We start from the raw sequence: 12,708 nt of genomic DNA, 5'->3' as shown, positions 1-12,708 counted from the left end.
GGCCGCGAGGATCGCGACGCCGCCGGCCCACTGCAGCGGCGACAGCGCCTCGCCGAACAGCAGCGCCGCGAGCGCGACCGTCACGACCGGTTCGAGCGTCGACAGCATCGACGTACGCGCGGCCCCCAGCCGCTCGAGCCCGGCGAAGAACGCGAGCATCGCGGCGACCGTCGACACCAGCGCGATCGCGAGCATCGACGCCCAGCCGGCGGTAGTCGCCGGCCAGCGCGGCGGCGTGCCGAACGCCGCGGTCCGCACGATCGCGATCGCGACGAGCGTCGCGGTCGCCGACAGGCAAATGATCGCGGTGGTCGCGAGCGGATCGACGCCGCGCGTCGCCTTCGTGCCGCCGACGATGTACAGCGAATAGATCACCGCGGAAGCCAGCGCGAGCGCGATGCCGAGCGGCTCGCCGTGGCCGCCGCCGACCATCAGCGCGGAGCCCGCGACACAGAGCACGAGCGCGACCGCCTTCGCGCGCGTCAGGCGCTCGCCGAGCCACCACGCGGCCAGCAGCGTGACGAAGGCCGGATACAGGTACAGCAGCAAGGCGACGAGGCTCGCCTGCGCATGCTGGAGCGCGCTGAAATAGCAGAACGACTGTCCGACGTAGCCGAGCGCGCCCATCGCCACGAGCGGCACGAGCGTGCGGCCGCGCGGCCATGCGACGCGACGGTGCCGGGCGATCGCGGCGAGGATCGCGCCGCCGATCGCGAAACGCACGATCAGCAGCCCGAGCACGTCGACGCCGGCCGCATACGCATAGCGGCCGAAGATCGCCATCGCGCCGAATGCGGCGGCGGACAGCGCGACATAGAGCGCGCCCTGCAGCGCGGCGGACGATGAGCGGGCGGTGGCGGACATGTTGAGCGGGGTGAGCGGTGCAAGCGCGACGACGGGAATCGTCGGAGTGTAGCGGCGCGGCGGCCGGCAGCCTAGCCCGCGCTTACCCGTTGCGCCGCGCCGCGGCCCGCGCAGGCTGGCTCCCGCCCACGCCGCTCACGGCGCCCGCGGACCGCCACGATGCGCGCCCCGCCCGCGCGCCCATCGCCGCCAGCACCGTGCGCCGACCCGGCGTACAATGCGCGACGCGGCATGACGCCGCCCGAATCACGACGTTTCCCCACCATGTTCAATCCGAGTCGCGACGAAGTCCGTCGCTTTTTCACCGAGACCTGGCGCAAGCAGCGCGCCGGCGAGATCCTGACGCCGCTGGAAGCGATGGCAGCCGACTGGATCGTCGAGCACCCCGAATACCACGCCGACCTCGCGGACGCCGACGGCGCCACTGCGCGCGACTACACGCCAGAGGAAGGCCGCACGAACCCGTTCCTGCACCTGTCGATGCACCTCGCGATCAGCGAGCAGCTGTCGATCGACCAGCCGCCCGGCATCCGCGCCGCGCACGACAAGCTGGCCGCGAAGCTCGACTCGACGCACGAAGCGCAGCACGTGATCATGGAATGTCTCGGCGAGACGATCTGGGAAGCGCAGCGCACCGGCACGCCGCCCGATACGGACGCGTACCTGCAGCGCATCCTGCGCCGCGCGTCGCGCGACTGAGCGCCGCGGACAAAAAAATACCCCGCCATGGCGGGGTATTCCTGCTGCACGGACCGGCAAGGTCCGGCGCGCTTACTTCTTGAAGACGAGATCGGTCTCTTTCAGTGACTCGATGTAGGCAGCGATGTCCTTCATGTCGCTGACCGACAGGTTCTGGACCTGCGCCTGCATGATCGCGTTGTTGCGACCGAGCAGCGGATTCGTCAGCCCCATCTGGTACTGGCGCATCGACCACACGAGGTAGTCGGCGTGCTGGCCCGCGAGGCGCGGATACTCGGCGTTGATCGGCTTGTTCAATTGCGCGCCGTGGCAGGCCGCGCAGTTGTGCGACTCGACCAGTTCCTTGCCCTTCGCGGTGTCCGCTGCATGCGCGGTACCGATCGCGAGGCCGGCCACCAGTGCAACCGCCGCCGTCTTGAATGCGTTGTTCATGAATGCTCCTGTCCCGCCGGTCAGATCGGCGGCGCGCGCTTTACTTGTAGGGATTGTCCTTCGTGTCGGCCTTCTGGGCGGCGTAGTAGGCCGCCAGATCCGCGATGTCCTGGTCCGTCAGCGAACCGGCGATCGCGTTCATCGACGGGAAATGACGATCCTTCTTGCGGTACGCCTTCAGCGCGTTCTCGAGGTATTGCTGGTTCTGGCCGCCAAGGACGGGCACCCGGTAGACCTCCGGGTACGCCGCGCGGTAATCCTGGATGCCGTGGCAACCGATGCACATGGCGGCCTTGCCCGCCCCGTCCTTCGGGTTGCCGACCACACCGGCCGCCTGCGCGCTGCCCGCGAGCGCCACGAGCGCCGCGACAACGACGTGTTTGCCGACGAATTTGTTCATAGCTCTTGTAACCTAGCTTGAGGGGAAACTGGCGCCGAAGCGGCAACGGCCCGCGCCGTTTTGCTTATCGGATCGCCACGCAGGCCAAAAAAAACGGCCAGATTGTACCGCGTCGGCGGGGAACGCGTCCACCAGGCGCCCCGGCCCGCCCCGCCGCAGCTCCGCAACGATACGCGGCCCCGGCCCGACTGGACAGCCCTTCTGACTTATACTGGGTTTTTTTGCGATTAAGAAGAGCGCCACCATGCGTTTCGAAGGATCCTCGCACTACGTCGCCACCGACGACCTGAAACTCGCGGTCAACGCCGCGCTGACGCTGCAACGCCCGCTGCTGATCAAGGGCGAGCCCGGCACCGGCAAGACCATGCTCGCCGAGGAAGTGGCGGCCGCGCTCGACATGCCGCTGCTGCAGTGGCACATCAAGTCGACGACGAAGGCGCAGCAGGGCCTGTACGAATACGACGCGGTATCGCGGCTGCGCGACTCGCAGCTCGGCGACGAGCGCGTGAAGGACATCTCGAACTACATCGTGAAGGGCGTGCTGTGGCAGGCGTTCGACGCCGAGCGCCCGAGCGTGCTGCTGATCGACGAGATCGACAAGGCCGACATCGAATTCCCGAACGACCTGCTGCGCGAGCTCGACCGGATGGAATTCCACGTGTACGAGACGCGCGAAACCGTGCGCGCGAAGCACCGCCCGCTCGTGATCATCACGTCCAACAACGAGAAGGAGCTGCCCGACGCGTTCCTGCGGCGCTGCTTCTTCCACTACATCCAGTTTCCCGACGCGTCGACGATGCAGAAGATCGTCGCGGTCCACTTCCCGAACATCCGCGAGGAGCTGCTGCGCGCGGCGCTCGAAAGCTTCTTCGAATTGCGCACCGTATCGGGGCTGAAGAAGAAGCCGTCGACGTCCGAGCTGCTCGACTGGCTGAAGCTGCTGCTCGCCGAGAACATCCCGGCCGACGCGCTGCGCGGCGTCGACGCGAAGCAGATCGTGCCGCCGCTCGCGGGTGCGCTGCTGAAGAACGAGCAGGATCTGAGCCTGCTCGAGCGGCTCGTCTACATGAACCGGCACAACCGGTAACCCACCCGCGAAGGCCCGGCCATGCTGCTCAATTTCTTCTACGCGCTGCGCGCAGCCAAGCTGCCCGTCTCGGTGAAGGAATACCTGACGCTGCTCGAATCGCTGAAGGCCGGGCTGATCTCGCCGTCGATCGACGCGTTCTACTTCCTCGCGCGCATGACGCTCGTCAAGGACGAGCAGTACTTCGACAAGTTCGACCAGGCGTTCGGCGCGTATTTCCACGGCGTGTCCGCGTTGCCGTCCGAAGCGTTCGACCTCCCGCTCGACTGGCTCGAGAAGCGTCTCGAACGCGAGCTGTCGCCGGAGGAAAAGGCGCAGATCGAGGCGATGGGCGGGCTCGACAAGCTGATGGAGCGCCTGAAGGAACTGCTCGACGAGCAGAAGGAACGCCACGAAGGCGGCAACAAGTGGATCGGCACGGGCGGCACGTCGCCGTTCGGGCACGGCGGCTACAACCCCGAGGGCATGCGCATCGGCGGCCCGTCGAACGGCAACCGCACGGCGGTCAAGGTGTGGGAGGCGCGCGCGTACCGCGACTACGACGATTCGGTCGAGATCGGCACGCGCAACATCAAGGTCGCGCTGCGGCGCCTGCGCCGCTTCGCGCGCGAAGGCGCGGCCGAGGAGCTCGACCTGCCCGGCACGATCCGCAGCACGGCCGCGAATGCCGGCTGGCTCGACCTGCGGATGGTGCCCGAGCGTCACAATAACGTGAAGGTGCTGATGCTGCTCGACGTCGGCGGCTCGATGGACGACCACATCAAGCGCACCGAGGAGCTGTTCTCCGCCGCGAAGGCCGAGTTCAAGCACCTGGAGTTCTACTACTTCCACAACTGCGTGTACGACCACCTGTGGAAGAACAACCGCCGCCGTCATGCGGAGCGCACCGCGACGTGGGACGTGCTGCACAAGTTCACGCCCGACTACAAGCTGATCTTCGTCGGCGACGCGACGATGAGCCCGTACGAAGTGCTGCAGCCCGGCGGCTCGGTCGAATACAACAACCCGGAAGCCGGCGCCATATGGCTGCGCCGCCTCGCCGACCAGTTCCCCCACCATGCATGGCTGAACCCCGAGCCCGAGCGGCTATGGGAATACCGGCAATCGGTCGCGGTGATCCGCGACCTGCTCGGCCAGCGCATGTATCCGCTCACGCTCGCGGGCCTCGAAACCGCGATGCGCGCGCTCAGCAAGTAACGAACCCAACCTGCAGACACGAAGGCCGCGTCCGAGCGGCCCTCCCCGGAGATAGCATGAATCCTTCGCCCACCGCGAGCGCAGCCCGCGCCGGCGGCCGCCGCTTTTTCACCGATACGTCCGTCTCCGCGCTCGTCGCCGGCTTCGTCGCGATGATGACGGGCTACACGAGCTCGCTCGTGCTGATGTTCCAGGCCGGTCGCGCCGCGCACCTGAGCGACGCGCAGATCTCGTCGTGGATCTGGGCGCTGTCGATCGGCATGGCGCTGACGACGATCGGGCTGTCGCTGCGCTTTCGCGCGCCCGTCGTGGTCGCATGGTCGACGCCCGGCGCCGCGCTGCTGATCGCGTCGCTGCCCGGCGTGCCGTATCCCGAGGCGATCGGCGCGTTCGTCGTGTGCGCGCTGCTGCTGACCGCGATCGGCGTGAGCGGGCTGTTCGACACGCTGATGCGGCGCATTCCGGCCGGGATCGCGGCCGCCTTGCTCGCGGGCATCCTGTTCGAGATCGGCATCGAGATCTTCCGCGCCGCGCAGTTCCAGACCGCGCTCGTGCTCGCGATGTTCTTCACGTACCTGATCGTCAAGCGGCTCGCGCCGCGCTACGCGATCGTCACGACGCTGATCGTCGGCACCGCGGTGGCCGGCGGCCTCGGCCTGCTCGACTTCAGCCGCTTCCACATCGCGCTCGCGCAGCCCGTGTTCACGATGCCCGCGTTCTCGCTCGCTTCGATCGTCAGCATCGGCATTCCGCTGTTCGTCGTCGCGATGGCGTCGCAGAACGTGCCCGGCATCGCGGTGCTGCGCGCGGACGGCTACGCGACACCTTCGTCGCCGCTGATCGCGACCACCGGCCTCGCATCGCTGCTGCTCGCGCCGTTCGGCTCGCACGGCGTGAACCTCGCGGCGATCACCGCGGCGATCTGCACCGGCCCCGAAGCGCACGAGGAGCACGCGAAGCGCTACACGGCCGCCGTGTGGTGCGGCACGTTCTACCTGATCGCCGGGATCTTCGGCGCGACGATCGCCGCGCTGTTCGCGGCGCTGCCGAAAGCGCTCGTCGTGTCGGTCGCCGCGCTCGCGCTGTTCGGCTCGATCATGAGCGGGCTCGCGAACGCGATGCAGGACGTGAAGCAGCGCGAGGCCGCGCTCGTCACGTTCATGGTCACCGCGTCGGGACTCACGCTGCTGTCGATCGGCTCGGCGTTCTGGGGGCTCGTCGCGGGAATCGTCACGCAGGTGATCCTGAACGCACGGCGCCCCGCGTAGCGCCCCACGGCGGGGGCCCGCCCTGCAAACGGCACGCCAAAACGTGCGCGACACGAATCGGGCCTAAAATGATGAATCGGAGGCGGCGCCCGGCGCCGCTTCGCTTCGCTGCCGCGCTCGCGCGGCCCGTGAGAACCCCGGCGCCCCGCGCCCTCCTCCCGAATCGCCATGACTACCGCACTCGACCAGCTGAAGCAGTACACGACCGTCGTCGCCGACACGGGCGATTTCCAGCAGCTTGCGCAATACAAGCCGCAGGACGCGACCACGAACCCGTCGCTGATCCTGAAGGCCGTCCAGAAGGACGCGTACAAGCCGATCCTCGAGAAAACCGTCCGCGATCACCGCGACGAATCCGCCGATTTCATCATCGACCGCCTGCTGATCGCATTCGGCACCGAGATCCTGAAGCTGATTCCGGGCCGCGTGTCGACCGAGGTCGACGCGCGCCTGTCGTTCGACACGCCGCGCTCGATCGACAAGGGTCGCGAACTCATCAAGCTGTATGAAGACGCCGGCATCGGCCGCGAGCGCATCCTGATCAAGCTCGCGTCGACGTGGGAAGGCATTCGCGCGGCCGAAGTGCTGCAGAAGGAAGGGATCAAGTGCAACATGACCCTGCTTTTCTCGCTGGTGCAGGCCGCCGCGAGCGCGGAAGCCGGCGCGCAGCTGATCTCGCCGTTCGTCGGCCGTATCTATGACTGGTACAAGAAGCAGGCCGGCGCCGACTGGGACGAAGCGAAGAACGGCGGCGCGAACGATCCGGGCGTGCAGTCGGTGCGCCGCATCTACACGTACTACAAGACGTTCGGCTACAAGACCGAAGTGATGGGCGCGAGCTTCCGCACGACGAGCCAGATCACCGAGCTCGCGGGCTGCGACCTGCTGACGATCAGCCCCGACTTGCTGCAGAAGCTGCAGGACAGCAACGACACGGTCGAGCGCAAGCTGTCGCCGGACGCGCTGCTCGACAAGCCGACCGAGCGCGTCGCGATCGACGAGGCCTCGTTCCGCTTCCAGCTGAACGACGAAGCGATGGCGACGGAAAAGCTGTCCGAAGGCATCCGCGTATTCGCCGCCGACGCGGTGAAGCTCGAAAAGCTGATCGACTCGCTGCGCTGATCCGCACAGCGCGTGGTTGCTGTCAGTTGAACTGTCAGCAACGCTGACAACAGCCGTCAGCACGTGCCGCGAACGGCCGCGAACCTCGTGTTCGCGGCCGTTTTTATTTTTCATTCCATCGTCAAGCGCGCGCACTACAATCCACGTCACGAGTGCGCCGGCCGCATCCCGACGCGCTCTTCCCGGTCAATCTTCGAAGTACCCGGGCCGGCCCCGACACGCCAGCCCGGTCAACAGGAGACAACGATGCAAGTCCAACCGTACCTGACGTTCTACGGCCGCGCGGAAGAAGCCCTTCAGTTCTACGAAAAGGCGCTCGGCGCGAAGACGATGTTCAAGATGCATTTCAAGGATGCGCCGCCCAATCCCGATTACCCGATGACGCCGGAAATGGCCGACAAGGTCATGCATGCGAGCTTCACGATCGGCGACTCGATGATCATGTGCTCGGACGGCGACTGCAGCCAACCGGGCGGCGGCATGCACGCCGGCTATTCGCTGTCGCTGAACCCGGCGACGGTCGAGGAGGGCCAGAAGCTGTTCAATGCGCTCGCCGACGGCGGCGAAGTGACGATGCCGTTCGGCAAGACGTTCTGGGCGCTCGGCTTCGGGATGGCGAAGGATCGTTTCGGCGTGCACTGGATGGTCAACGTCGAGGATCTGTCGCAGCGCGAGGATCTCGCGAAACGCGCGCAGGGCTGACGCCAGCGAAAACGCCCGCCACTTCGCAGTGACGGGCGTCGCTATTGCGGCGCGATGCGCGGCGCGCGGCCGCGCCGCCCGTATCAGCTCTCGACGACGTCGAGATAATCCTCCGGCCGCGTGCGATCCTCAGCATGCGCCATGCCCATCACGCGCACCAGCACGCTCACCGCCACCGACACCACCAGGTTCACGATCAGCGACCACACGGCCGCGTAGCCGGGAATCGCGAGACCGAACAGGTGGATCGTGAAGATCGATCCGGCCAGCTTCAGCGAGATCGCCATCCACGTGCCGCACACGATGCCTGCCGCCCAGCCGGCCAGCAGGCCGCGATGGTCGAGCACGCGCGTGTACAGGCCGAGCACGATCGCCGGCAGCGTCTGGATGATCCAGATCCCGCCGAGCAACTGCAGCTGGATCGCATACGTCAGCGGCAAGCCGAGGATGAACGCGACCGCGCCGACCTTCACGATCAGCGACACGAGCTTCGCGACGTGCGTCTCCTGCTGATGCGTCATGTTGCGGTTCACGAACTCGCGGTGGATGTTGCGCGTGTACAGGTTCGCGGCCGCGATCGACATGATCGCCGCCGGCACCAGCGCGCCGATGCCGATCGCCGCGAACGCGACGCCGACGAACCACGACGGGAAATACTCGAGGAACAGCGCGGGCACCGCGAAGTTCGGGCCGAACGCCTTGAAGTACGGCGCGTACTGCGGCATGTCCTTCACGCCCGCCGCGAGCGCCATGTAGCCGAGCAGCGCGAGCAGGCCGAGCACGAACGAGTACGCGGGCAGCATCGCCATGTTGCGGCGGATCGAGTTGCCCGACGACGACGACAGGATCGCCGTGACCGAGTGCGGATACAGGAATAGCGCGAGCGCGGAACCGATCGCGAGTGTCGCGTACGCGCTGTAGCCGTTCAGGCTCATCGCATCAGGCGCCTTCAGCAGCAGCTTGGCCGGCGGCACCGACGCGAAGATGTGCCCGAAGCCGCCGAGCTTCGCGGGAATCACGATGACTGCTGCCGCGATCGTGATGTAGATCAGGACGTCCTTCACGATCGCGATCATCGCGGGCGCGCGCAGCCCCGACGTGTACGTGTACGCGGCGAGGATCGCGAACGCGATGATGAGCGGCAGGTCGCCGACGAAGCCGGTCGTGTCGAAACCGAGCGCACCGATCACGACTTCGATGCCGACGAGCTGCAGCGCGATGTACGGCATCGTCGCGAGAATGCCCGTCACCGCGATCGCGAGCGCGAGCATCCGGCTGCCGTAGCGTGCGTTCACGAAGTCGGCGGCCGTCACGTAGCCGTGGCGCTTCGCGATGCTCCACAGCTTCGGGAACACGACGAATGCGAACGGATAGATCAGGATCGTATAGGGCAGCGCGAAGAAGCCCATCGCACCGGCGCCGAACACCAGCGCGGGCACCGCGACGAACGTATAGGCCGTGTAGAGGTCGCCGCCGAGCAGGAACCACGTGACGATCGTGCCGAAGCGGCGTCCGCCGAGGCCCCATTCGTCGAGATGGGCGAGATCGCCGCGCCGCCAGTTCGCGGCGAGGAAACCGATGATCGTGACGCCGATGAACAGCAGCACGAAGACGAAGGTTGCGCCGAGGTTCATCGCGCACCTCCCTGCGGGCCGCTCGCCTTCCACGCGTTCTTGGTCTTGAAATAGACGAACGCGGTAATCACCGCGCTAATGAAGACCCACAGCAGCTGGTACCAGTAGAAAAACGGAAAGCCGAACCATTGCGGTTCGATCTTGCTGTACGACGGTACCCAGACCATCGCGATCAGCGGCAGCACCAGCAGCCAGAGCCAGCGCTTGGCGGCCCGATTGGCGTCGGCATCGTGAGCCATGACGTCTCCTCTTCTTTCCCGGTTATCGATCTTGTTGAGCGGGTACGGCGCCGGGAGGAGCGGCGAAACGGGTAGGCTGCGGCTCCCCTGGCTTCGCGCCAGTATAGGAGCCGCGAGCACGCGGTCAAGCGGGGGCGAACCCGAGGTGATCCGCCCCCAGTCGCGCGGTTGCACCGGCATGCGGCCGGTGCATGAGCGTCAGATCGCGAACGACGATTCGCGTGCGCCGGTCGTTTCTTTCAAAGCTTTCACCCACTTGCGCGCGGGCAGCTTCAGCGTGTCCTCGATCAGCTTCGCGCGTGCTTCCAGCTGCGCGAACGACACGTCGAGCACGGGGCCCGAGAACGCGATCGCGATCCGGTTGCCGTCGTGCACTTCCGGCAGCGCGATCACGCGATGGTCGAACGCCGCGTTCAGGTGCTTCATGTTGCGCACGAAGCTCGGATGGTCGCCGAACAGGTTGATCGTCGCGATGCCCGCGTCGGCGAGGCAGCCGCGCACCGCGCGGTAGAACGCGACGCTGTCGAGCACCGGGCCGCGCGCGGTCGCGTCGTACAGGTCGATCTGCAGCGCGCCCGTCGTGCCGCGATTGGCCGGATCATTGACGAAATCCCATGCGTCGGCTTCGTGCACGACGAGGCGTTCGTCGTCGGGCGGCAGCGCGAACATCGTGCGCGCCGCGACGATCACGGCCGGGTTCAGTTCGACGGCCTCGACCTTCGCGTGCGACAGGAAGCGGTGCGAGAACTTGGTCAGCGCGCCGGTGCCGAGCCCGAGCTGGACGATCCGTTCCGGCGTTTCGAGGAACAGCAGCCACGCCATCATCTGCTGCGCGTATTCGAGCTCGATGTGCAGCGGCTTCGAGATCCGCATCGCACCCTGCACCCATTCGGTGCCGAAGTGCAGGAAGCGCACGCCGCGCTCTTCCGAGAACGTGACGGGCGCGAAGCGCGGCTTGCGCGGCGCTTCGAGCACAGGCACGTCGTCGTGTTCGTCGATTTCCGGGCGGCGCTTCATGCGCGGCGGCTGGAGCTTGTCGGAGCCGTTGTAGGCGGACGCCTTGCGTTGCTTGAACGCGCGTGCCTCGGCGGACGCGCGCTTGATGAGTCGGGACATGATTGAATCTCGCTGGGTAATGCTGGGTGATGCCGGATGAGCGGACGAGAGGATAGCATTGGTGGGGGGTGGCGGCCTTCTGGCCTGCCCTGCCCCCTGCGCCTGCCGTTTCGATGCAATGGCCGTCGTATCGCTACGCAAGCAGCACGTCGGACGATGGTGCGAAGCGTGCACGTCGTCGCGAGTCCGATTGCTTCGTGCGGCGATCGTTGCGAACACGCCTGTGCCTCCCCGAAATACGCCGTAATCGTTGCGCGCCTGCGCCGGTGCCAAGCAACCCCGATGTCACTCGCCACGTCGCACCGGACACGCTAAGCTCCGGCTGCGGCTACTCGCCGCAGCGCGCAAATTCTTACGGAATGCAAACAAAAACGAGAGAGCCCATGACGCAAAACGAACGCCTGGCTCGTGCCCGCCACGCCGCCGCACTGACCGGAACCCTGCTGCTCGCCGCATGCGGGGGCGGCGGTAGCGACAACGGCAGCGCGTCGAGCACACCCGCCAGCAACCTGAGCCCCGCGCAGCAGAATTACGAAAGCTTCGCGTTGGCCGCCAACGGCGGGCTGCACTACCTGCACGGACAGCTTTCCATTTCCACGTCGGGCACCGGAACCGCAAGCGTCGGTCCGGGCAGCAATTTCTATTCGGAAGATCAAAGTCTCGCGCAAAGCCCGGCCAACGGTCCGCAGATGGTGACGAAGGGCCTGTCGTCGGTCTCTTCGTCGCTGCCGGCGCCGACGCTTGCCAGCCAACGCTACCTCGTCAACGGCGCGGTCGTCACGAGCACGCAGGAACAGGTCAGCTACAGTGGCGCGAACGTGCAGATCACGGATCTCGCTGCCGACGGCCATACACCTGCGATGACGCTCCTGGGCACCAACTACACGGTCGTGCCGCTCTCCGGTGCGATCGCGAGCTCCCCATCCGAGTTGTTCACCGACAGTGCGCTCGGCATCATCACCAACACCATCAACGGCGCGTCGCTGTACAACAAGCAGGCGAGCTGGCAATCGGGCGCCGCCTACATGAAGGTCACGCGACAGACAGTGGGGGATACGGTGGTCACCGGCGACTGCGTGGCGCCACAGACAACCGGCCCGAACGTGACACCGTGCAGCACGTCGGTCTCGACGCTGGAAGCGTTCTTTCCATACACGAGCAGTACGGACAACAAGACGTACAACCTGAGCGACGGACAGATCGTCACGCTCGCGGGCGTACGCGCATGGGTGGCCAACACCACGCTCGGTACGCCGACGACCGAATATCGGGTCTTCTATCAGAACAACGGACAGATCGACGCCGGAGCCGTGATTCGCGACGGCACGACGCTCGCAATCGAGTCGGGCAGCGGTACGACATCACAGGATTTCTACATCCTGCTGAACGGCGCCGCCGTCCAGTCGGTAAAGGCAGCGATCACGTTCTGACGAACTGCCGCGTCCGTGTGCATGTGCAACGATGAGAACGGCGGCAGAGGATCGCCGCCGGTCGCATGCAGTGATGCGATGCGACCGGGAATGGTCGCACAATACGGTTCAGTACCGTCCGGCTCGCCCGGGCGTCCCTCAATCGTTCGCCATCGGGATGGGCGGCGGCGGCCATGAATGCCCTTGCGACCGCCAATGCGCAGCCGGCTGGCGTTTCGGAGATTCCATGACGCCACCCGACAAGAAAATCTGGTTTCCGGCGAAGCGCTACGGATGGGGATGGGGTTTGCCGGTCGCTTGGCAGGGCTGGGTCGTGTTGCTGCTGTTCGCGATCGGGATCGGCGTCACCGCATGGCTTCTGCCACCGAAACGATCGCCGCTTGCGTACGGCGCTTGCATCGTGGTGTTGGTCGCGCTGCTGACTGCCGTGTGCTGGCTCAAGGGCGAGAAGCCCCGGTGGAGATGGGGCAAGGAGGACTGATCATCGGGCGCGCAGCGGAAACGTCTACGCTGATCCT

Annotated in this window: 14 protein-coding genes; 8 read left to right on the top strand and 6 right to left on the bottom strand. The window is 66.4% G+C overall.

The genetic code is table 11. The features are described 5' to 3' along the window. Positions 1-864, bottom strand: an 864-nt coding sequence (locus F3J14_RS22555; RefSeq protein WP_166724897.1) for a DMT family transporter, incomplete at its 3' end; no start/stop codon positions are given. A 264-nt stretch (positions 865-1,128) separates the two neighbouring features. Here F3J14_RS22555 and F3J14_RS22550 point away from each other — a divergent pair. Continuing rightward, on the top strand, positions 1,129-1,563 hold the full coding sequence (locus F3J14_RS22550) for a DUF1841 family protein (RefSeq protein ID WP_012364375.1): 435 nt from the start codon (positions 1,129-1,131) through the stop codon (positions 1,561-1,563). Between the two features lie 72 nt (positions 1,564-1,635). Here F3J14_RS22550 and F3J14_RS22545 read toward each other — a convergent pair whose 3' ends face one another. Further along, a complete protein-coding gene (locus F3J14_RS22545) occupies positions 1,636-1,995 on the bottom strand; it encodes a cytochrome c (RefSeq protein ID WP_006754447.1) in 360 nt (119 codons plus the stop codon). Positions 1,996-2,035: 40 nt separating this feature from the next. Then, a complete protein-coding gene (locus F3J14_RS22540; protein ID WP_006754446.1) occupies positions 2,036-2,395 on the bottom strand; it encodes a c-type cytochrome in 360 nt (119 codons plus the stop codon). 244 nt (positions 2,396-2,639) lie between these two features. Here F3J14_RS22540 and F3J14_RS22535 point away from each other — a divergent pair, with 244 nt between their 5' ends. From F3J14_RS22535 to F3J14_RS22515, 5 genes are all read left to right on the top strand, one after another. Next, complete coding sequence (locus F3J14_RS22535; protein ID WP_012364377.1) at positions 2,640-3,482, top strand: MoxR family ATPase; 843 nt, start codon at positions 2,640-2,642, stop codon at positions 3,480-3,482. A 21-nt stretch (positions 3,483-3,503) separates the two neighbouring features. Next, entirely contained in the window at positions 3,504-4,679 is a 1,176-nt protein-coding gene (locus F3J14_RS22530; RefSeq protein WP_166724896.1) for a VWA domain-containing protein, read from the top strand. Between the two features lie 56 nt (positions 4,680-4,735). Then, a complete protein-coding gene (locus tag F3J14_RS22525) occupies positions 4,736-5,947 on the top strand; it encodes a benzoate/H(+) symporter BenE family transporter (RefSeq protein ID WP_166724895.1) in 1,212 nt (403 codons plus the stop codon). Between the two features lie 168 nt (positions 5,948-6,115). Further along, on the top strand, positions 6,116-7,069 hold the full coding sequence (gene tal, locus F3J14_RS22520) for a transaldolase (RefSeq protein WP_166724894.1): 954 nt from the start codon (positions 6,116-6,118) through the stop codon (positions 7,067-7,069). A gap of 246 nt (positions 7,070-7,315) precedes the next feature. Continuing rightward, complete coding sequence (locus F3J14_RS22515) at positions 7,316-7,771, top strand: VOC family protein (RefSeq protein WP_006761215.1); 456 nt, start codon at positions 7,316-7,318, stop codon at positions 7,769-7,771. Between the two features lie 83 nt (positions 7,772-7,854). On the opposite strand, the gene F3J14_RS22510 is transcribed toward F3J14_RS22515, so the two are convergent. The 3 genes from F3J14_RS22510 to F3J14_RS22500 all read right to left on the bottom strand — a co-directional run bounded on the left by F3J14_RS22510 (position 7,855) and on the right by F3J14_RS22500 (position 10,760). Beyond that, positions 7,855-9,405: a sodium:solute symporter family protein gene (locus F3J14_RS22510; protein WP_166724893.1), complete on the bottom strand. Its 1,551-nt coding sequence runs from the start codon at positions 9,403-9,405 to the stop codon at positions 7,855-7,857. Beyond that, on the bottom strand, positions 9,402-9,644 hold the full coding sequence (locus tag F3J14_RS22505) for a DUF3311 domain-containing protein (RefSeq protein WP_011657556.1): 243 nt from the start codon (positions 9,642-9,644) through the stop codon (positions 9,402-9,404). Before F3J14_RS22505 ends, F3J14_RS22510 begins: the two co-directional genes overlap by 4 nt. Positions 9,645-9,842: 198 nt before the next feature. Next, on the bottom strand, positions 9,843-10,760 hold the full coding sequence (locus tag F3J14_RS22500; RefSeq protein WP_105833018.1) for a spermidine synthase: 918 nt from the start codon (positions 10,758-10,760) through the stop codon (positions 9,843-9,845). Positions 10,761-11,143: 383 nt separating this feature from the next. On the opposite strand from F3J14_RS22500, the gene F3J14_RS22495 reads away from it, so the two are divergent. Together F3J14_RS22495 and F3J14_RS22490 are read left to right on the top strand one after the other, a co-directional pair. Further along, a complete protein-coding gene (locus F3J14_RS22495; protein ID WP_166724892.1) occupies positions 11,144-12,190 on the top strand; it encodes a hypothetical protein in 1,047 nt (348 codons plus the stop codon). Between the two features lie 226 nt (positions 12,191-12,416). Further along, positions 12,417-12,671: a hypothetical protein gene (locus F3J14_RS22490; protein ID WP_166724891.1), complete on the top strand. Its 255-nt coding sequence runs from the start codon at positions 12,417-12,419 to the stop codon at positions 12,669-12,671. Positions 12,672-12,708 lie beyond the last annotated feature (37 nt).

The organism is Burkholderia sp. Tr-862, assembly GCF_011753085.1.
In the GTDB taxonomy this organism is placed as follows: Bacteria; Pseudomonadota; Gammaproteobacteria; order Burkholderiales; family Burkholderiaceae; genus Burkholderia; species Burkholderia ambifaria.
The sequence above is the reverse complement of the archived record's forward strand: the minus strand, read 5'-3'. Positions and strand labels throughout refer to the sequence as shown.

What these genes read in the sequence shown, in the direction of transcription:
- F3J14_RS22535 (WP_012364377.1), top strand. Translation starts at nt 2,640, where the DNA reads ATGCGTTTCGAAGGATCCTCGCACTACGTCGCCACCGACGACCTGAAA.
- F3J14_RS22550 (WP_012364375.1), top strand. Translation starts at nt 1,129, where the DNA reads ATGTTCAATCCGAGTCGCGACGAAGTCCGTCGCTTTTTCACCGAGACC.
- F3J14_RS22490 (WP_166724891.1), top strand. Translation starts at nt 12,417, where the DNA reads ATGACGCCACCCGACAAGAAAATCTGGTTTCCGGCGAAGCGCTACGGA.
- F3J14_RS22495 (WP_166724892.1), top strand. Translation starts at nt 11,144, where the DNA reads ATGACGCAAAACGAACGCCTGGCTCGTGCCCGCCACGCCGCCGCACTG.
- F3J14_RS22545 (WP_006754447.1), bottom strand. Translation starts at nt 1,995, where the DNA reads ATGAACAACGCATTCAAGACGGCGGCGGTTGCACTGGTGGCCGGCCTC.
- F3J14_RS22525 (WP_166724895.1), top strand. Translation starts at nt 4,736, where the DNA reads ATGAATCCTTCGCCCACCGCGAGCGCAGCCCGCGCCGGCGGCCGCCGC.
- F3J14_RS22500 (WP_105833018.1), bottom strand. Translation starts at nt 10,760, where the DNA reads ATGTCCCGACTCATCAAGCGCGCGTCCGCCGAGGCACGCGCGTTCAAG.
- F3J14_RS22510 (WP_166724893.1), bottom strand. Translation starts at nt 9,405, where the DNA reads ATGAACCTCGGCGCAACCTTCGTCTTCGTGCTGCTGTTCATCGGCGTC.
- tal (WP_166724894.1), top strand. Translation starts at nt 6,116, where the DNA reads ATGACTACCGCACTCGACCAGCTGAAGCAGTACACGACCGTCGTCGCC.
- F3J14_RS22505 (WP_011657556.1), bottom strand. Translation starts at nt 9,644, where the DNA reads ATGGCTCACGATGCCGACGCCAATCGGGCCGCCAAGCGCTGGCTCTGG.
- F3J14_RS22515 (WP_006761215.1), top strand. Translation starts at nt 7,316, where the DNA reads ATGCAAGTCCAACCGTACCTGACGTTCTACGGCCGCGCGGAAGAAGCC.
- F3J14_RS22530 (WP_166724896.1), top strand. Translation starts at nt 3,504, where the DNA reads ATGCTGCTCAATTTCTTCTACGCGCTGCGCGCAGCCAAGCTGCCCGTC.
- F3J14_RS22540 (WP_006754446.1), bottom strand. Translation starts at nt 2,395, where the DNA reads ATGAACAAATTCGTCGGCAAACACGTCGTTGTCGCGGCGCTCGTGGCG.